This is a genomic window from Xenophilus arseniciresistens (assembly GCF_028023875.1).
GTDB lineage: Bacteria > Pseudomonadota > Gammaproteobacteria > Burkholderiales > Burkholderiaceae_C > Xenophilus > Xenophilus arseniciresistens.
Map to the genome: position 1 here is coordinate 44,970 of NZ_JAQIPB010000003.1, position 17,791 is coordinate 62,760.

A 17,791-nucleotide genomic window follows, 5' to 3' on the forward strand; every position below is an offset into this window, starting at 1 on the left:
GCCGGCCACTGGCCGGCGCACCGTGAACAATCTCAACGGCTGGCGTTGCGGTCCGTGATCATGCGCGGCGTGATGAACACCAGCATCTCGGTCTTATTGGCCGTGCGATCACGCTTGCGAAAGAGTGCGCCCACCACCGGCACTTCGCCCAGAACGGGGATGCGCGATTCGTCATTGGTTTCGGTCAGCTCGAAGATGCCGCCGATCACCACCGTGCCGCCGTTTTCCACCAGCACCTCGGTTTGCACATGCTTGGTGTTGATGGCCGGACCCGCGCTGGTATTGACGCCGCGCGAATCCTTGCTCACGTCCAGCGCCAGAATGATGTTGCCTTCGGGCGTGATCTGGGGCGTCACTTCCAGCTTAAGCACGGCCTTGCGGAACGAGATGGACGTCGCGCCGCTGGAGGTGGCCTGCTGGTAGGGAATCTCTTCACCCTGCTCGATCAGCGCCTTGGTCTGGTCGGCCGTGATCACGCGCGGGCTCGAAATCACGCGGCCCTTGCCGTCCGCCTCCATGGCCGAGATTTCCAGATTCAGCATGCGCGAGAAGCTGGAATTGAACAGCGACAGCGCGAAAGTTCCCACAGCATCGCCCGTGGTTGAGGTCGCAGGCAGGTTGATGAAGTTGGAATTCGTGAAGGTGGTGGTCGCGCTCGGGCTGGCGGTGAAGGCGCCGTTGACCACGGCGTTGGGCGCGACCGTGGGCATCGCGCCAAAGGTGCTGCGTGTGTTGATGATGCCGCCGCCCAGGCGCACGCCCAGCGAGCGACCGAAGGTGTCGGTGGCTTCCACGATGCGGGCCTCGATCAGCACCTGGCGCATCGGCACATCCAGCTTCTGGATCATTTCGGCCACCTGCGCCAACCGTGACGGCACGTCCGTCACGAAGACCTGGTTGGTGCGTTGTTCGGCAATCACGCTGCCGCGCTGACTCAGGATGCGGGTGGCGGTGCCGCTGCCACCGCCGCCGCCCGCGGCGGCGCCGGTGCCCGACAAGCCCTGGGCAATGACCAGTGCCTTGGTGTAGTTGAGCTGAAAGGACTGGGTGCGCAGGGGTTCGAGGTTCTCGATGGCCGCGCGGGCCTCGAAGTCCATCTTCTCCTTGGCGTTGATCTCGTCCTTGGGCGCGATCCACAGCACCGAGCCGTTCTTGCGCATGCCCAGGTTCTTGGCCTGCATGATGATGTCCAGCGCCTGGTCCCAGGGCACGTCCTTCAGCCGCAGCGTCAGCGCACCCGTCACCGAATCCGAGGTGACGATGTTGAAATTCGTGAAGTCGGCGATCACCTGCAACAGCGATCGGATCTCGATGTTCTGGAAGTTCAGCGACAGCTTCTCGCCCGTGTAACCCACGCCCTGCGTGAGTTTGGTCGGGTCCACCTTGCGCGCGCGCACTTCCACCACGAACTGGTTGTCGCTCTGGTAAGCAGAATGCTCCCAGTCGCCGCGCGGCTCGATGGTCATGCGCACGCGGTCGCCCACCTGCTGGGCGCTGACGAACTGCACAGGCGTGTTGAAGTCGGCCACGTCAAGGCGGCGGCGCAGCCCTTCGGGCAGGCGCGAGCGCGTGAACTCGACCAGCAGCTGGCTGCCTTGCTGGCGCACATCCACACCCACCTGGTTGTTGGGCAGCGCCACGATCACGCGGCCCGTGTTGCCCTCGCCGAGGCGGAAATCGATGTCGCGAATGGGCAGAGTGTCGCGGTTGCGGTTCTCTGCAAAAGCCGTGTTGCCCGCCGAAGCCATTGCCGGGCCTGCGGCCGGCTCCAGCACCACCAGCAGTGAATTGCCCTGCAACTCGGCCCGGTAGGCCACCGCCTGCTTCAGGTTCAGCACCAGCCGGGTCCGGTCGCCGGCCTGCACGACGTTGGCCGAACGCAGGTTGCCCTGGTTCAGATCGACCGCCGACCGTCCCACGGCATTGCTCACGCCCGGGAAATCCAGCGCGATGCGCGCGGGACTCTGGACGGTGAAGCCCTGCGGCAATGCGGCCAGAGGCTGCGCGAAGTCGATGCGAACCACTTCGGCCCCCGACTGCAGCGAGCCGGTGATTGCCTGAATGGCATTCTGCGCATGCGCCAGCGCCGTCGCACCGAGTGCGAACAAGCCGAGGGCTGCGCAGCGCAGCCAGCCCTGCCAGGTTGTTTTTGCTTGTGACTTCATTTGTTCGCCTTCTCTTGCAGTTGCAGCGTGACGGGCCGCTCGATCCACTCCCCAGCCGCGTCCTGCACGATTTCACGCAAAGCCAATTCCGTTTCGCCAATACGGGTGATACGCCCGTAGTTCATGCCGATGTGGTTGCCCACCCGCACCTGGTAGAGCAGCTTGTCCACCTGCAGCAGGGCCACGCGCTGACCGTTGCGGTCCAGGCTCCCGACCATGGCCATGCTGTCCAGCGGAAAGGCCTCCAGCGCTTCCTTGCGCCGGTTGAGCTCGGTGGCCAGCAGATCCGAATAGCCAGGCACCGCGGTTTCTCGGCGCAGTGCCTGGGTCAGCTTGTCGCGGCTGAAGGGCTCCACGGCCGCGACCTCGGTGTAGCGCTGGGCTTCGAAGCGCTTGGGCTCGGAAATCTGCTCGACGCGCGGACGCACCTTGGCGCGCTCGTCACGCATCCAGCTGCGCAGGTCCTCCTGGCCCCCGTCGCAGCCCCCCAGCAGAACCAGGACGCACAAGGCGCCGCACAAAGTTGCTGCACGCATGGTTCTTATCTCTTCTTGTTCTCTGCCTGGGCCGCGCGCTTTTGCGCTGCCTGCTCCTCGGCATCCAGGTAGCGGTAGGTTCGCGCCGTGGCGTCCATCGTCAGGCCGCCATCCTTGGCCGGCGCGATCGACAGATTGTTCAGCGTCACGATGCGCGACAGATGCGCCACATCGGAGGCGAAGGAGCCCATGTCGTGGTAGCGGCCGGTCACGCGCACGGCGATGGGCAGTTCGGCGTAATAGTCGCGCAGCACGACCTGGCCGGGCCTGAACAGCTCGAACTGCAGGCTGCGCCCCAGGCCGGCCTGGTTGATGTCCGACAGCAGCGCGTCCATCTCCGCCTTGCTTGGCAGCTGTTTCTCGAGCAGCGTGACGTACTGCTGCACTTGCTCGCGCTGCTGTTTCAGCAGATCGAGATTGACGGCCTGCGCCACCTTCTTCTGGTAATCCAGGCGCAGGGTCTGCTCGGTCGAGCGCGCCGTTTCGAGTTCGTCATTGACGTCGGTGAGCCAGACGAACCACAACGCGACCACGGTGACGGCCGCCAGGGCCACCAGCAGCACGTAGCGCGGGATCGGGGGCCAGACAGCCGGGTCGTTGGGATTGAGTCCCTGGAACTGCGCGCCCCAGCGACGCAGGGTCGTGCCGATGTCGACCTTCGGCAGGGACAGGGAGGCGGAACGCTTCTTCGCCATGCTCTCAACCCTTCACTGCGCCGGGCGCAGGCTTGGCAGCGCCTTCTGGCTTGATCTGCGTGGGACGCTTCACGTCCACCCGCATGCGAAAACTGGCCACCCGGCGCACATCGCGCGCGCTCAGCGTGACGTTGGCAGCCGTGATCTCGATGAGCTCCGGCTTGGCGAGCCAGGGGCTGCTGTTGGCTAGGTTGCGCAGCAATTCCGAGACGCGTTCGTTCGATTGGGCCATGCCCTGCAGCGACACGACCTGGTTCTCCTGCTTCATTTCGGTGAAATAGACACCGTCCGGCAACTGCCGCACCAGTTCGTTGAGCAGGTGTACAGGCAGGTTACGGTCACCCTGGAGGTCCTCCACGGCCTGCTGGCGTGCGCGCAGGGCCGCGATCTCGGCCTGCAGGCTCGCGATCTCCTTGATCTCGTTGTCCAGCTTCTTGATTTCGGACTGGAGCAGGCTGTTGCGCGACTGTTGCAGCTCGATCTGGGCCTGCAGCCACAGAAAGCCGACGCCCGCCAGCAGCCCGCCCACAAGCACCGACACGCCCAGCGCGGCGTAGAAATTCTCGCGGCGCCGCTTGCGTGCCGCTTCGCGGTGAGGAAGCAGGTTGATCAGGATCACTGCAGGAACCTCCGCATGGCCAGACCGCAGGACGTGAGGTACGAAGGCGCCTCCCGGCGCACCTTTTTCTCGCGCACTGCAGCGCCGAATTCCATGCCCTCGAAGGGATTGACCAGAGAGCAGGCGAAAGAGGTCTGGCGGGTCACGGCGCTGGTCAGACCCGGCAGCGAAGCGGATCCGCCGGCCAGCAGCACATAGTCCACGCGGTTGTGCGTGGTGCTGGTGAAGAAGAACTGCAGGGCGCGCGCGATTTCCTGCGCGATGCTGGCCACGAAAGGCTTGAGCACGCCAGAGGCGTATTCGGGCGGCAGGTCGCCGCTGCGCTTCTTGGCCTCGGCTTCTTCCGGCGAGAAGCCGTACTGGCGCGCGATCAGTTGCGTGAGCTGGGCACCACCGAAAGCCTGGTCGCGGTCGTAGAGCACCTCTTCATTGCGCATCACCTGCATGCTCGTGGTGAAAGCGCCCACCTCGAACAGGGCGACCACCGCATCGTAGCCACCGCCAGGCAGTTGCTCGATCAGGCGCGTGGTCGCCAGGCGCGATGCAAAGGAGTCCACATCGAGGATTTCAGCCTTCAGGCCAGCGGCTTCGGCCAGGCCCTGGCGATCCTGCACCTTTTCCTTGCGGGAGGCAGCGATCAGGACTTCCACGTCATCGACCGAGCCGGCACTGGGGCCCACCACGCAGAAGTCCAGGCTCACTTCATCGAGCGAGAACGGAATGTACTGGTTGGCCTCGGACTCCACCTGGATCTCGAGTTCCTGCTCGCTCAGGCCTCCGGGCAGGACGATCTTCTTGGTGATGACGGCCGAAGGCGGCAGCGCCAGCGCAGCGCTCTTGGTGCGGGTGCCGCTCTTGCGAACCAGCCGGCGCACCGCATCGGCGACTTCGTCGAACTTCTCGACGTTGCCATCGGCAATCCAGCCTCGCTCCAAAGGCTCGATCGCACAGCGCTCCAGCACCAGCTTGCCGCTTGCGGACCTGGAAAGTTCGACCAGCTTCACGCTGGATGAACTCACGTCCAGGCCGAGCAGCGGGGCCGCTTGACGGCGAAACAGAGATGCAAAGGCCACCGTAAAGTCCCCAAAGAAGGGTTTGTAACGAATAGAAATTTTTGCGTGTGGTTACATGCTATCAGCAGATATAGCGCCAAACCACGACTGCGGCGCAGGCAAACATGTAAGCGTTGCCAAAAGCGCACGGCTTGCACAGATTGATCACGGGATGATGTGAGCAACCACCTGCGCAGCCTGCCTCCCGGCCCTGCCGGCTCCTGAGGCCGGCCTTTTTATAATCAGCAGCCTACTCCTTCGACTGCCATGCCCGATTCCTCCAGCGCCCGCGGGCCTGACAAGAAGCAATCCCCCCCTCAACGGCCACTGTGGCTGCGCTGGCTGGTTCGCAGCCTCCTCTGGGTCGCTGGCCTGGGCGCCGCGGTGGTGGCTTCGGCCGCGATCGTGCTGGCGATGGCCCTGGCGGTGGCCTACCCCAACCTGCCCGATGTCTCGGACCTGGCGGATTACCGCCCCAAGCTGCCGCTGCGCATCTTCTCGGCCGACGGGATGCTGATTGGCGAGTTCGGCGAGGAACGCCGCAATCTCACGCCGATCGCGACGGTGCCCCAATTGATGAAGGACGCCGTGCTGGCGGCCGAAGACACGCGCTTCTATGACCATGGGGGCGTGGACTACAAGGGCGTGATGCGGGCCGGCCTGGCCAACCTCGAGCGAGCCAAGAGCCAGGGCGCCTCCACGATCTCGATGCAGGTGGCGCGCAACGTCTACCTCAGTTCCGAAAAGACGCTCACTCGCAAGATCTACGAAATCCTGCTGACCTTCAAGCTGGAACACCAGTTGAGCAAGGACCAGATCCTTGAGATCTACCTGAACCAGATCTACCTGGGTAACCGGGCCTATGGCTTCGCCGCCGCCGCGGACGCCTACTACGGCAAGACGCTGGCCGAGTTGAGCATCGCCGAAGCCGCCATGCTGGCCGGCCTGCCCAAGGCGCCCGGCGCCAACAACCCCATCAACAACCCGACGCGCGCACGCGGGCGCCAGATCTACGTCATCGACCGCATGGTCGAGGCCGGCTTCATCACCCCTCAGCAAGCGGCCGTGGCGCGCGAGGAAAAGCTGCAGTTGCGCGACCGCCAGGGCACCCGCCGCCTGCACGCCGAATTCGTCGCAGAAACGGTGCGCCAGCTGCTGTTCGCCCAGTACGGCGAAAGTACCTACACCCGCGGCCTGAAGGTCTACACCTCCATCGAATCTGCCGATCAGAACGCCGCCTACGAGGCGCTGCGCCGGGGCATCATGGACTACGAGCGGCGCCAGCATTACCGCGGCCCCGAGAAGTTCGTGACCCTGCCCGCCGACGCGGCCGAGCTGGACGAAGCCGTGGACGACGCCCTGGCCGAGCACCCGGACAACGGCGACGTGCTGTCGGCCGTCGTCCTGAGCGCCTCGGCCAAGGAAGTGACGGCCATGCGCGCCAACGGCGACGTGCTCAAGATCAGCGGCGATGGGCTCAAGCCCGTGCAGTCGGGACTGTCGGACAAGGCGGCCCCCAACCTGCGCATTCGCCGCGGTGCGGTGATCCGCGTGGTACAGACCCCCAAGAGCAGCTGGGAGATCACGCAGTTGCCAGAGGTGGAAGGCGCCTTCGTCTCGCTGGACCCGCGCGATGGCGCCGTCAAGGCCCTGGTAGGCGGCTTCGACTTCAGCAAGAACAAGTTCAACCACGTCACGCAGGCCTGGCGGCAGCCGGGCTCCAGCTTCAAGCCTTTCATCTATTCCGCGGCGCTGGAAAAGGGCTTCATGCCCAGCACGGTGGTCAATGACGGTCCGCTCTTCTTCGACGCCGGTACCACGGGCGGCCAGCCCTGGGAGCCCAAGAACTACGACGGCAACTTCGAAGGTCCGATGAGCCTGCGCCGCGCGCTGATGAAGTCCAAGAACATGGTCTCGATCCGCGTGCTGCAGTCCATCGGCACGAAGTACGCGCAGGAATGGGTGACCCACTTCGGCTTCGAGCGTGAGAAGCACCCAGCCTATCTGCCGATGGCGCTGGGCTCCGGCTCGGTCACACCGATGCAGATGGCCACCGCCTACGCGGTTTTCGCCAACGGCGGCTTTCGCATCAATCCCTATCTGATCACGCGCATCACCGACCACAAGGACAAGGTGCTGGTCGACGTGCAGCCGCCCAAGCTCGACGAGAGCCAGCGCGCCATCCCGCAGCGCAATGCCTTCGTGATGAACACGCTGCTGCAATCCATCACCAGCGGCGGCACGGCGGCCCGCGCGCAGGCCACGCTCAAGCGCACCGACCTCTACGGCAAGACCGGCACCACCAACGATTCGCTGGATGCCTGGTTCGCCGGCTTCCAGCCGACCAACGTGGCCGTGGTGTGGATGGGCTACGACACGCCGCGCAAGCTGGGCAGCCGGGAAACCGGCGGTGGCCTGAGCCTGCCCGTGTGGATCAGTTACATGCAGACCGCGCTCAAGGGCGTGCCCGTGGCCGAACTTCAGCCGCCGCCCGGTGTGGTGAACGTCGGCGGCGAGTGGTACTACGACGACTACACGCCGGGACGCGCCGTGTCCACGCTGGGCGTGGAGGTGGCGCCAGTGACTGCGGACCCTGGGGCCTCATCCGGCGCAGCGCACGGCTCGGGTGGCGACGAGCGCAACAGGATCCTGGACATGTTCCGCAACTGAGGACGCCCGAAGGCCGCCCGAGCCGGCCTCGGTGTCGCCGCCCGCGGCCTGAACCCGGCTGGCCCCTCAGCGTGCGGGCGCGTCGAAGCGCAGGGCCTGGCCGGCCTGCAGGCTGGCCTCACGCGAGAGCACGGCGAACAGTTCCTCGCCGGTCTTGGTGTCCAGCCACTGCTGGCCGTCATGCTTGTAGTGGTAGCCACCGGTGCGTGCCGCCACCCATATTTCATGCAGCGGCGGCTGAAGGTTGACCACCACCTGGCTGCGATTGGCGAAAGTCAGCGTGATCATGCCTCCGGTGCGCTGGTTGTCGATGTCCGCATCGGTGTCGTCATTGATGCGGTCACAGCCCTGCTCGATGGCCGCAAGCGCGGCCTCGGCGTGGTCCAGATACTCCTGATCGGTCATGAATAGAATTTCGTGATGTTGAATGCCCAAAGAATTCTAGTGAGCGCCAGCAGCCGCGCTGGCCTTGGGGTCGCTGTGCTGGCCGCTCTTGTGTCCGTGTCGGCCTGCGGCCAGCGCGGCCCGCTGTACCTGCCCACCGACCCGGCCGCCGCGCAGCGCGCGACGTTGCCGCAAACCGTGCTGCCGGGCCTGGCGCCCGACGCGCCGGCCAGCAGCAGCACCAATGGCGACGCGCGAACCAATCGCAACGATGCCAGCGTTCCCGCCGCCGGCGTGGGCGCCCCCGCAGGAGGAACGGCGCGATGAGCCCGTCACTCAACACATTCCCGGGCCAGCCGCACGTGGCGCGCAAGGAAGGCAGCCTGTGTGTGGAAGACCTCGAGCTCGAAACCCTGGCGCGCCAGCATGGCACGCCGCTGTTCGTGTACTCCCAGCAGTGGATGCTGGACGCGCTGGCGGCCTACCGCCGCGGTTTCGCCGGCCGCGATGCGCTGGTCTGCTACGCGATCAAGGCCAATTCCTCGCTGGGCATCCTGCGGGTGTTTGCCGAGGCCGGCTGCGGCTTCGACATCGTCTCCGGCGGTGAGCTGGCGCGCGTGCTGGCCGCAGGCGCCGACGCCGCCAAGGTGATCTTCTCTGGCGTGGGCAAAACCCGCGCCGAAATGCGCCAGGCCCTGGCCGCCGGCATCGGCTGCTTCAACGTCGAAAGCGAAGCCGAGATCGACGTGCTCAACGAAGTGGCGCTGGCCGAGGGCAGGCGCGCGCCCATCAGCGTGCGCATCAACCCCAATGTCGACCCGAAGACGCACCCGTACATCTCCACGGGCCTGAAGGGCAACAAGTTCGGCGTGGCCCACGACCGCGCCGTGGCCGTGTACCGCCACGCGGCCGCGCTGCCGGGGCTGCAGGTGGTGGGCATCGACTGTCACATCGGCTCGCAGATCACCGAAGCCGACCCTTACCTGGACGCGGTGGAGCGCGTGCTGGATCTGGTGCAGGCCATCGAGGCCCATGACGGCATCCGCCTGCATCACCTGGACTTCGGCGGCGGCCTGGGCATCGACTACAACGGCGACACGCCGCCCGCGGCCGATGCGCTGTGGCAGCAGTTGCTGGCCCGGCTGGACGCTCGCGGCTTCGGCGAGCGCCGCATCGTCATCGAGCCGGGTCGCTCGCTGGTCGGCAATGCGGGCGTGTGCGTCACCGAAGTGCTCTACACCAAGCCCGGTGAAGAGAAGAACTTCTGCATCGTCGATGCGGCCATGAACGACCTGCCGCGCCCGGCCATGTACCAGGCCTTCCATCGCATCGAGCCGCTGGCCCTGCGCGCCGACGAACCCACGGTGCGCTACGACGTGGTGGGCCCGGTGTGCGAAAGCGGCGACTGGCTGGGCCGTGATCGCGACCTGGCGGTGCAGGCGGGCGACCTGCTGGCGGTGCTGTCTGCGGGCGCCTATTGCATGAGCATGGCGAGCAACTACAACACGCGTGCGCGCGCAGCCGAGGTGCTGGTCAGCGGCGACAAGGCCACGCTGATCCGCCGCCGCGAAAGCATTGAGGACCAGCTTCGCACCGAGCTGCCTTGAAGCAGGCCGCCGTGCTCAGGCGGCCGCAGCAGCCGGCCGCCTGGCCTGCCGGCCGCGCCACCAGCGCCACACGCGCCAACCCAGCAGCACGCCGATGATGGCCGCATAGACCATCACTTCGGCGAAGTCGCGCTTGCCGGCGCGCATCCAGAAGAAGTGCAGCAGCGCCAGGCCGGCAATGCCGTAGACCAGCCGGTGCAGGGCCTGCCAACGCTTGCCCCCCAGCGCGCGCACGGCCCGGTTGAAAGAGGTCAGCGCCAGCAGCAGCAGGCCCACGAAGGCCGCGAAGCCCACGAGGATGAACGGCCTCTTGGCGATGTCTGCCGCGATGTCCGCGGGCTCGAAGCCCATGTCGAACCAGGCGTAGCACAGCAGATGCATGCAGGCATAGCAGAAGACGAAGAGTCCCAGCATGCGCCGCCAGCGCGCCAGCGCGGGCAGGCCTGCCATCACGCGCACAGGCGTCACGGCCAGCGTCACGCACAAGAGGCGCAGCGTCCAGTCGCCGGTGCTGCGGATCAGGGTTTCGGCCGGGTTGGCGCCCAGGTCGCCGGCAATGGCGCCGTAGAGCAGGCTGGCAAAAGGCAGCAGGCACAGCACAAAAATGAGCGGCTTGACGGCGCGGTGCATCAGCACACGCTGCAGCGGTGCTGCGCCGGCCGCGCGCGATGGCGTGGCGGCCTTGGCCATCAGTAGAACTTCTTCAGGTCCATGCCGGCGTACAGCTGCCCCACCTGGGCTTCGTAGCCGTTGAACATCAAGGTCTTGCGGCGCTTGGCGAACAGCCCGCCCGGATCGCCAATGCGCCGCTCGGTCGCCTGGCTCCAGCGCGGGTGGTCCACCTCGGGGTTGACGTTCGAATAGAAGCCGTATTCCTGCGCCGCGGCCTTGTTCCAGGCGGTGCCAGGCTCCTTTTCGGTGAAGCGGATCTTCACGATGGACTTGGCCGACTTGAAGCCGTACTTCCAGGGCACCACCAGCCGCACCGGCGCCCCGTTCTGGTTGGGCAGCACTTCGCCGTACATGCCGAAGCTCAGCAGGGTCAGCGGGTGCATGGCTTCGTCCATGCGCAGGCCCTCGGCATAGGGCCAGTCGAGCACGCGCGAGCCCACGTAGGGCATGGTCTTGGGATCGGCCAGGGTCACGAACTCCACGTACTTCGCGCTGCCCTGCGGCTCCACCTTCCTGATCAGCTCGGACAGCGAATAGCCTTCCCACGGGATGACCATCGACCAGCCTTCGACGCAGCGCAGGCGGTAGATGCGCTCTTCCATGGCCGAGAGCTTGAGCAGTTCCTCGATGTCGAAGGTGCGCGGCTTGTTCACGAGGCCTTCGACCTGCACGGTCCAGGGCCGCGTCTTGAGCGTGTGCGCGTTCTTGGCCGGATCGGACTTGTCGGTGCCGAACTCGTAGAAGTTGTTGTAGCTGGCGGCGTCCTTGTACGCGGTCAGCGCCTCCATGGTCTGCGCGCCCGCCACCTTGGAGGGCACCGACGGCAGGGCCGCAAGCTTGCCCGGCGCCTTGACGGCAGAAGCCTGGGCCAGCGCCTCGCGCCCGGCCCACGAGGCCAGCGCGGCGCCGGCCGCGCCGCCGGCCAGCCAGCGCAGCATGTCGCGGCGCCCCTCATAGGCGGCGCGCGGCGTGATCTCGGCAGCCTGGGGATGAACGAAACCGGAATCGCGGGAGCGGATCAGCATGTGCAGCCTTTCTGGGCCGCCGCACGAAGCGGCAGCACATTGCAAACGAGGACAGCCTGAAGTTCGGCGCGGGAGCCACAAAGGTTACACGCCGGAATCCGTCAGCCTCATCGCCAGTCTGCCTCAGCAGGGCCAGGCCTGCACGACAGACAAGGGCTACAAGGTACCGTAGCTGTGCAGCCCGCTCAGGAACATGTTGACGCCCAGGAAGGCGAAGGTGGTGACGGCCAGGCCCACCAGCGCCCACCACGAGGCGATGGTGCCGCGCAGGCCCTTGACCAGGCGCATGTGCAGCCAGGCTGCGTAGTTGAGCCAGACGATCAGCGCCCAGGTTTCCTTCGGATCCCAGCTCCAATAGCCGCCCCAGGCGTCGGCCGCCCACAGCGCGCCCAGCACGGTGGCGATGGTGAAGAAGGCGAAGCCCACGGCGATGGCCTTGTACATCACGTCGTCCAGCACTTCGAAGGCCGGCAGCCGCGCCGCGATGCGCTTGCGCGCGAGCAGGATGCCAAGGGCGATCAGCGCCGAGATGGCCGCATAGCCCACCCAGTAGCTGCCGCCCGCCTCGCCCACGCCGCGCAGCCGGAAGGCCACGGGCACGAAGCACAGCGCCACGCCCAGCAGCCAGATGGGCGTGAGCTTGTACCAGCGCGCCTCAGCGGCCTGCTGCTTGATCAGGTACGCAAAGGCCACCATGGCCGCCAGCGCAAAGGTGCCGTAGCCCACGAAGTTGGCCGGCACATGGATCTTCATCCACCAGCTCTGCAGCGCCGGCACCAGCGGCTGGATCTCGTGCGCCTCGCGCACCAGCGTGTACCAGAGCAAAAAGCCCACCGCGGCGCTGACCACCAGCATCACGAAGGCACCCAGCGCGCGGGTGTCGTAGCGGTCTTCGTAGTAGAGGTAGAAGAGCGCGGTCATCCAGCAGAACAGCACGAAGACCTCGTAGAGGTTGCTGACCGGGATGTGGCCGATGTCGGGGCCGATCTGGTGGCTTTCGTACCAGCGCACCATCGTGCCGATCAGCGCCATCACCACGGCTGCCCAGGTGATGCGCGAGCCGATGCGCTCCATCGCGTCGGCCTGGCTGCTGCTGAAAAAGCCCAGCCAGTAGAAAACCGTGGCCATGAAGAAGAGCACGCTCATCCACAGGATGGCCGACTGGCTGGACAGGAAGTACTTGAGCCAGAAGACCTGGTCGGCGCGCGTGAGATCGCCGCCGTAGCTGAGGATCGCCAGCACCGAGGCCGCGGCCACGCCCAGCATCAGCGTGCGCAGCGGCCGCCAGTACCAGCCCAGCCACACTATCGCGGGCAAGGTGCCCAGCAGGATCACCTTTTCGTAGCCGTCCATCGAAGCCTGGTAGCGCAGCAGCGCAAACAGCCCCCCGGCCACGACCATGAGCGCGAAGACCCAGTCGTAGACAGTGCGGCGGGACAGCCAGCTCTCGTGGAGGGTGAGGGTGGTCGTGGTCATGCTTGGGGGTCCTTGGCCGCGCTTGCGGGCGGCAGGTTCAGCAACTTGTGGCGCAAGAGCGCGAATTCCTTGTCGCTGTCCATGTTGCGCCGGTTCACCGACAGGGCCATGGTCGCGTCGCTGCGGCCCTGGCCGGCCGGCGCGATCCAGATCCACAGCCGGCGCTCGCGCACATAAAGCATGGCGAAGATGCCGATGATCAGCAGCAGGCAGCCCAGGTAGACGATGTTCTTGCCCGGCGCGCGCGCCACCTGGAAGACGCTGGCCTGCACCTGCTGGAAGTCGGTCATCATCAGCGCCATGGGCGCGGGGTAGAAGTTCGCATCGCTGAGCGCCAGCACGGCCTGCGTGAGCCAGGCCTGCGTGGCATCGTCCATGGGCAGCGCAGGCGCCCCGCCCCGCTCGCGCGAGACGTTGAGCAGCTCGAACAGCACTTCGTTGACGATGCGCACCAGCACCTGGCCTGCGCGCTCGCGCTCGCCCTCGGGCACGCGCAGGTCGATGAATTCGGCAATGGCCTGCCAGCCGCCGGCCGGCCGCGAGCCGCCCGCTTCGTCGGCGGCCTCACGCACGCGCTCGACGCCGGCGAACAGGCCCAGGGCGCGGCCCGCGGAAGCGCGCAACTGCTCGGCCTGGTCGCTGCGGCCGGGCTCCAGCGCGCGCGCCACGTAGCGGTCCACCGCCTGCTGGCGCAGCGCCGGATCGCCCAGCGCCTCGCGCAGTCGCAAGAAGCCCGTCATCTCGGCCTGTTCGTCGGCCGGAATGCGCAGGTAGCGGAAGGCATCGGCCGTCTGCTCGCGCACGCCCAGCAGGAACACCGGCGGGCTGTCTTCCTCGAGCTGGGCCGGCACCATGTAGTTCTGGTACTCGCGCGCCTGGCCGGCCTCGTCGCGCAGCTTGTAGCTCACGCTGGGGCCGATGTTGCGCAGCTCGCGCACCTTGCTCACCTTGTTGGCCGCGCCCAGGCGCGATTCCAGGCCCTGGCGCACGGCCTGCAGGTCGACCTTGCGCACGTCGGTGCCGCTGCCCATGCTGTTGCCGGCCAGGTTCTCGACGTTGATCACGCGCAGGCCGGTGTACTCGAGCCGCAACTTCTGGTCGCCGTTGCTCAGCTGCGCGCTGCTGCCGATGGTGCCTTCGATCTCGAAGGGCTTCACGGCCGCCGCCATGGGCACGGCCTTGAGCTTCACGGTGGAGCCGCCGTCGTCGAAGCTGCTCTGGTAGATCTCCACGCCCTTCCAACTGGCCGGGTGGTTGACTTCGATGCGCGCTTCCTTGGTCTCGCCGGTGGCGCGGTCGTGCAGCACCACCTCGCTGGCGAAGAGCTTGGGCATGCCGGTGGAGTAGTAGTCGACGATGAACTTCTTGAGCTCGATGGCGAAGGGCAGCTCCTGCAGCAGCACGCCATCGGCCTGATTCAGGATCGCGATGCTCGATTGCTGCCCCTCGGGCACCAGGATGTTGCCGCGGAAGGTGGGGTTGGCGGCCGACAGGCGGTGCTGGGCCGGCACGTCGGCAATCATGCCGCCGCCCGAGAACGCGCTCTTGCCGTTGAACCAGGTCTGCGCGCGCACGATCAGGTCGCCGTCCAGCAACCCGCCCAGGCACACCAGCACGATGGCGCCGTGGGCCGCGATGTAGCCGAGCTTGTTGGCCCCGCCCGCGCGGGCGGCCACCATCCAGCCCTCGGCCGGTGCCTCGCGGCGCTGCAGCTTGACCTTCCAGCCGCCACCGACCAGCAGCTGCCCGATGCGCCGGGCCTCGGCCTCGGGCGCTTCGGCCAGGCCGTTGCTCGCGCGCAGGCCAAAGGCGCGCAGACCCTGCACCCGCATGTCTTCCTTGAAGCTGCGCAGGTCCTGCAGGATGCGCGGCGTGTGCCGCGCGATGCACAGCGAGGTGCTGAGCACCAGGAAGGCCAGGATCAGCAGGAACCACCAGGCGCTGTAGATGGAGTCGAGCCGCGCCGCGCGAAAGACCTGGGCCCAGAACGGCCCGAACTGGTTGATGTAGTTGCCCAGCGGCTCATGTTGCTTGAGCACCGTGCCGATCACCGAGGCAATGCAGATCACCGTCAGCAAGGTGATGGCAAAGCGCATGGACGACAGCAGCTCCACGGCCACGCGCCAGGCGTGCGAGCCGCTGCGAAGCCGGATGCCATGGGTGGAGGTGCTCATGCGAATCGAAGGCTGCCCGCAACGCTCTGACGGCGGGCCATCATGAAAAAAGGCGGGCCATCCTCAGGGATGGGCCCGCCCGCTTTGGTGTTGTTATCGGCGGCGAAGTTCTGTGGCACGGGCCACGGTGGTGCTGCGGCGCATTGTCGGCCAGTTGGCACACCGACCGTGGCAGGGCCCTCAGCGCAGGCCGGCGATGTAGTCGGAAACGGCGCGGATCTCGCGGTCGTTCATCTTGCGGGCCACGCCGACCATCTGCGCGCTGTTGGCACGCCCGCCATCGCGGAAGGCCTTGAGCTGCGTGCCGGTGTAGTCGGCGTGCTGGCCGCCCAGGCGCGGGTACTGTGCGGGAATGCCGGCACCGTTGGGGCTGTGGCAGCCGGCGCAGGCGGGGATCATCCGGTCCGGGATGCCACCGCGGTAGATGCGTTCACCCAGGGCGACCAGATCCTTTTCCTTGGCGAAGCCGTTCTTGACGGCCTTGCTGCCCAGGAACCAGGAGATGTCGCGCATGTCCTGTTCGCTCAGGTGCGCCACCATGGGCTGCATCACCGCGCTCTTGCGCTTGCCGCCCTTGAACTCCTGCAACTGCTTGAGGATGTACTCGGGGTGCTGCTGCGCCAGCTTGGGATTGGCGGCAATGGCCGAATTGCCATCGGCGTTGTGGCATGAGGCACAGGACACGCCGTTGGGCGGTGCCGTGTTGAAAAGGGTGTCTCCCTTCGCCGGGTCCGGCTTCGCAACGGCCGGCGGTGCGGCGGCTGGCTTGGCGGGTTCTTCGGCCGCCTGGGCCAGACTGACGGCAACCCCTAGCAGGGCGCCAAGACAAAGCGAAATAGGACTGACGCGGAACGTGCACAACTTCATATCGGGGGCTCTCGAGGCTCTGGTTGTGGGCGCGAATCGGGGGCGATTCTACAATGCGCCCCCGGGCCATCCGCCCCCTCCTGAGCCCTAAGCGACCCATGACCCTGCCGCCTTCGTCCTCGTCCTCCATGCACGGGGATGCGGCTTCCAAGCCTCCTGCCGTTTCGGCCGCCGCCGAAGGCCGCGCTGCCATGGGCTGGCTGCACACCGCGCATTTCCTCTCGAGCGCGCCACAGCTCGAACATCTGCCGCCGCTGGGCCTGCCCGAGATCGCCTTCGTGGGCCGCTCCAACGCGGGCAAGTCCACGGCCATCAACACGCTCACGCAGCAAAAGCGCCTGGCCTTCGCCTCCAAGACACCGGGGCGCACGCAGCACATCAACCTCTTCGGCGTGGGCAAGGGCCAGGTCGACGATGCCGTGCTGGCCGACCTGCCGGGCTACGGCTATGCGGCCGTGCCACGCGAGGCCAAGCTGCGCTGGCAGCGCGTGATGGGCAATTACCTGGTCACGCGCGAGACGCTGGCCGGCGTGGTGCTGATGGTGGACCCGCGCCTGGGCCTGACCGAGCTGGACGAGATCCTGCTGGACGTGATCCGCCCGCGCGTGGAGCAGGGCCTGAACTTCCTGGTGCTGCTGACCAAGGCCGACAAGCTCACGCGATCCGAAGGTGCCAAGGCCCTGTCCATTGCGCGACTGCAGGCCGGTGGCGGCGAGGTGAGACTGTTCTCGGCCCTCAAGCGCCAGGGTGTGGAAGAGGCTGCGCGACTGCTGTGGCAGTGGACGCACCCGCCGCACGACCAGGCCGAAGCCCGGAACGCGCAGGACGCCGAGCCTCCGACGCCGCCAGCCGCTGGCTGAAGCCCGGATCGCCCCAGGTGCACTGCCGACGAAGAAGCCCACAACGGAGACAACCAGCACCATGACGATCCAGACCTTCCTGCGCGAGCTGCCGCATGGCATCACCCTGAGCTGCCGCGCCGCTGGCGAACCCGGCCGGCCGCTGATGGTATTCCTGCACGGCTTTCCCGAAGCGGCCTTCATCTGGGACACGCTGCTCGAGCACTTCGCCAGGCCCGAGAACGGCGGCTACCGCTGCATCGCCCCCAACCTGCGCGGCTTCGAGCGCTCCAGCTCGCCCACCGAGGTCGCGCAGTACAAGCCGCAGTTGCTGATCCAGGACGTGGCCGAGCTGGCCAAGTCGGAGAACGCCGGGGGCCACATCGACACGCTGGTGGCGCATGACTGGGGCGGCGCCTTCGGCTGGGGTTTTGCCAATGCGCTGCCGCAATCCCTCACGCGGCTGGTGATCCTCAATTCACCGCACCCGGGCACCTTCACGCGCGAGCTGCGGCAAAGCGCCGATCAGCAGAAGGCCAGCGCCTACATGAACTGGCTGGCCGCGCCGGGCTCCGAAGCGGTGCTGGCCGAAAACGGCTTCGCGCGCCTGTTCGCCATGTTCACGATGATGAAGGCCGGGCCCGAGGGCTTTGGCTGGCTCACCGACGAGGTGCGGGCGAAGTACCGCGAGGTCTGGAGCCAGGGCCTGACGGGTGCCTGCAACCTGTACCGCGTCACGCCCATGAAGCCGCCGGTGCCGGGCAAGACCACGGTCGACGACATTCCGCAGTTGCCGCCCGAGCGCGTGAATGTGCAGGTGCCCACGCTGGTGCTCTGGGCACTGGACGACATGGCGCTGCTGCCGGGCCTGCTCGAAGGGCTGGACGCCTATGTGCCCGACCTCACGGTGACCAAGGTGGCCAATGCCACGCACTGGATCGTGCATGAGCAGCCGCAGCGCGTGGCGCAGGAAATCGGTGCCTTCATCCAGCGCAAGCCATCGCGCTGAA

16 protein-coding genes are annotated in these 17,791 nt (G+C 66.7%); 5 read left to right on the forward strand and 11 right to left on the reverse strand.

Annotation, left to right across the window (positions count from 1 at the left end; translation table 11 throughout):
- Positions 1–32: 32 nt before the first annotated feature.
- From pilQ to PGB34_RS08880, 5 genes are read right to left on the reverse strand one after another with little or no spacing between them, the layout of a single operon-like run.
- Complete coding sequence (pilQ, locus tag PGB34_RS08860) at positions 33–2,165, reverse strand: type IV pilus secretin PilQ (protein ID WP_271427727.1); 2,133 nt, start codon at positions 2,163–2,165, stop codon at positions 33–35.
- Positions 2,162–2,701: a pilus assembly protein PilP gene (locus PGB34_RS08865; protein WP_271427728.1), complete on the reverse strand. Its 540-nt coding sequence runs from the start codon at positions 2,699–2,701 to the stop codon at positions 2,162–2,164. Before PGB34_RS08865 ends, pilQ begins: the two co-directional genes overlap by 4 nt.
- 5 nt (positions 2,702–2,706) lie before the next feature.
- On the reverse strand, positions 2,707–3,396 hold the full coding sequence (locus PGB34_RS08870) for a type IV pilus inner membrane component PilO (protein WP_271427729.1): 690 nt from the start codon (positions 3,394–3,396) through the stop codon (positions 2,707–2,709).
- A gap of 4 nt (positions 3,397–3,400) precedes the next feature.
- Positions 3,401–4,015 (reverse strand): PilN domain-containing protein, encoded by a 615-nt coding sequence (locus PGB34_RS08875; RefSeq protein ID WP_271427730.1) that lies wholly within the window; start codon positions 4,013–4,015, stop codon positions 3,401–3,403.
- On the reverse strand, positions 4,012–5,088 hold the full coding sequence (locus PGB34_RS08880; protein WP_271427731.1) for a pilus assembly protein PilM: 1,077 nt from the start codon (positions 5,086–5,088) through the stop codon (positions 4,012–4,014). Before PGB34_RS08880 ends, PGB34_RS08875 begins: the two co-directional genes overlap by 4 nt.
- Before the next feature lie 246 nt (positions 5,089–5,334).
- Between PGB34_RS08880 and PGB34_RS08885 the strand changes: the two genes are divergently transcribed.
- On the forward strand, positions 5,335–7,737 hold the full coding sequence (locus PGB34_RS08885) for a penicillin-binding protein 1A (RefSeq protein WP_271427732.1): 2,403 nt from the start codon (positions 5,335–5,337) through the stop codon (positions 7,735–7,737).
- A 66-nt stretch (positions 7,738–7,803) separates the two neighbouring features.
- On the opposite strand, the gene cyaY is transcribed toward PGB34_RS08885, so the two are convergent.
- Positions 7,804–8,142: an iron donor protein CyaY gene (gene cyaY, locus PGB34_RS08890; RefSeq protein WP_271427733.1), complete on the reverse strand. Its 339-nt coding sequence runs from the start codon at positions 8,140–8,142 to the stop codon at positions 7,804–7,806.
- Positions 8,143–8,217: 75 nt separating this feature from the next.
- On the opposite strand from cyaY, the gene lptM reads away from it, so the two are divergent.
- Together lptM and lysA are read left to right on the forward strand one after the other, a co-directional pair.
- Positions 8,218–8,448, forward strand: a complete 231-nt coding sequence (gene lptM / locus PGB34_RS08895; RefSeq protein ID WP_333909025.1) for an LPS translocon maturation chaperone LptM — start codon at positions 8,218–8,220, stop codon at positions 8,446–8,448.
- Entirely contained in the window at positions 8,445–9,728 is a 1,284-nt protein-coding gene (lysA, locus tag PGB34_RS08900; RefSeq protein WP_271427735.1) for a diaminopimelate decarboxylase, read from the forward strand. The genes lptM and lysA overlap by 4 nt, the downstream gene beginning before the upstream one ends.
- Before the next feature lie 15 nt (positions 9,729–9,743).
- On the opposite strand, the gene PGB34_RS08905 is transcribed toward lysA, so the two are convergent.
- From PGB34_RS08905 to PGB34_RS08925, 5 genes are all read right to left on the reverse strand, one after another.
- Positions 9,744–10,418, reverse strand: a complete 675-nt coding sequence (locus PGB34_RS08905; RefSeq protein WP_408647855.1) for a protein-methionine-sulfoxide reductase heme-binding subunit MsrQ — start codon at positions 10,416–10,418, stop codon at positions 9,744–9,746.
- Positions 10,418–11,425, reverse strand: a complete 1,008-nt coding sequence (gene msrP / locus PGB34_RS08910) for a protein-methionine-sulfoxide reductase catalytic subunit MsrP (RefSeq protein ID WP_271427736.1) — start codon at positions 11,423–11,425, stop codon at positions 10,418–10,420. Before msrP ends, PGB34_RS08905 begins: the two co-directional genes overlap by 1 nt.
- A 156-nt stretch (positions 11,426–11,581) precedes the next feature.
- Positions 11,582–12,901: a c-type cytochrome biogenesis protein CcsB gene (gene ccsB, locus PGB34_RS08915; RefSeq protein ID WP_271427737.1), complete on the reverse strand. Its 1,320-nt coding sequence runs from the start codon at positions 12,899–12,901 to the stop codon at positions 11,582–11,584.
- A complete protein-coding gene (locus tag PGB34_RS08920; RefSeq protein WP_271427738.1) occupies positions 12,898–15,075 on the reverse strand; it encodes a cytochrome c biogenesis protein ResB in 2,178 nt (725 codons plus the stop codon). The genes ccsB and PGB34_RS08920 overlap by 4 nt, the downstream gene beginning before the upstream one ends.
- A gap of 180 nt (positions 15,076–15,255) precedes the next feature.
- Positions 15,256–15,942 carry a c-type cytochrome gene (locus PGB34_RS08925; RefSeq protein ID WP_271427739.1) on the reverse strand — a complete coding sequence of 229 codons (687 nt, stop codon included), beginning with the start codon at positions 15,940–15,942 and terminating at the stop codon, positions 15,256–15,258.
- A 98-nt stretch (positions 15,943–16,040) separates the two neighbouring features.
- Here PGB34_RS08925 and yihA point away from each other — a divergent pair, with 98 nt between their 5' ends.
- Both yihA and PGB34_RS08935 read left to right on the forward strand, forming a co-directional pair.
- Positions 16,041–16,802: a ribosome biogenesis GTP-binding protein YihA/YsxC gene (gene yihA, locus PGB34_RS08930; protein ID WP_408647856.1), complete on the forward strand. Its 762-nt coding sequence runs from the start codon at positions 16,041–16,043 to the stop codon at positions 16,800–16,802.
- 61 nt (positions 16,803–16,863) lie between these two features.
- Complete coding sequence (locus PGB34_RS08935; protein WP_271427740.1) at positions 16,864–17,790, forward strand: alpha/beta fold hydrolase; 927 nt, start codon at positions 16,864–16,866, stop codon at positions 17,788–17,790.
- Position 17,791: the final 1 nt, after the last annotated feature.

Excerpts from the sequence above, each read along its gene's own strand:
- PGB34_RS08870 (WP_271427729.1), bottom strand. The coding sequence starts at position 3,396 with ATGGCGAAGAAGCGTTCCGCCTCCCTGTCCCTGCCGAAGGTCGACATC.
- PGB34_RS08925 (WP_271427739.1), bottom strand. The coding sequence starts at position 15,942 with ATGAAGTTGTGCACGTTCCGCGTCAGTCCTATTTCGCTTTGTCTTGGC.
- cyaY (WP_271427733.1), bottom strand. The coding sequence starts at position 8,142 with ATGACCGATCAGGAGTATCTGGACCACGCCGAGGCCGCGCTTGCGGCC.
- PGB34_RS08935 (WP_271427740.1), top strand. The coding sequence starts at position 16,864 with ATGACGATCCAGACCTTCCTGCGCGAGCTGCCGCATGGCATCACCCTG.
- PGB34_RS08865 (WP_271427728.1), bottom strand. The coding sequence starts at position 2,701 with ATGCGTGCAGCAACTTTGTGCGGCGCCTTGTGCGTCCTGGTTCTGCTG.
- msrP (WP_271427736.1), bottom strand. The coding sequence starts at position 11,425 with ATGCTGATCCGCTCCCGCGATTCCGGTTTCGTTCATCCCCAGGCTGCC.
- lysA (WP_271427735.1), top strand. The coding sequence starts at position 8,445 with ATGAGCCCGTCACTCAACACATTCCCGGGCCAGCCGCACGTGGCGCGC.
- ccsB (WP_271427737.1), bottom strand. The coding sequence starts at position 12,901 with ATGACCACGACCACCCTCACCCTCCACGAGAGCTGGCTGTCCCGCCGC.
- PGB34_RS08905 (WP_408647855.1), bottom strand. The coding sequence starts at position 10,418 with ATGGCCAAGGCCGCCACGCCATCGCGCGCGGCCGGCGCAGCACCGCTG.
- yihA (WP_408647856.1), top strand. The coding sequence starts at position 16,041 with ATGACCCTGCCGCCTTCGTCCTCGTCCTCCATGCACGGGGATGCGGCT.
- PGB34_RS08885 (WP_271427732.1), top strand. The coding sequence starts at position 5,335 with ATGCCCGATTCCTCCAGCGCCCGCGGGCCTGACAAGAAGCAATCCCCC.
- pilQ (WP_271427727.1), bottom strand. The coding sequence starts at position 2,165 with ATGAAGTCACAAGCAAAAACAACCTGGCAGGGCTGGCTGCGCTGCGCA.
- PGB34_RS08920 (WP_271427738.1), bottom strand. The coding sequence starts at position 15,075 with ATGAGCACCTCCACCCATGGCATCCGGCTTCGCAGCGGCTCGCACGCC.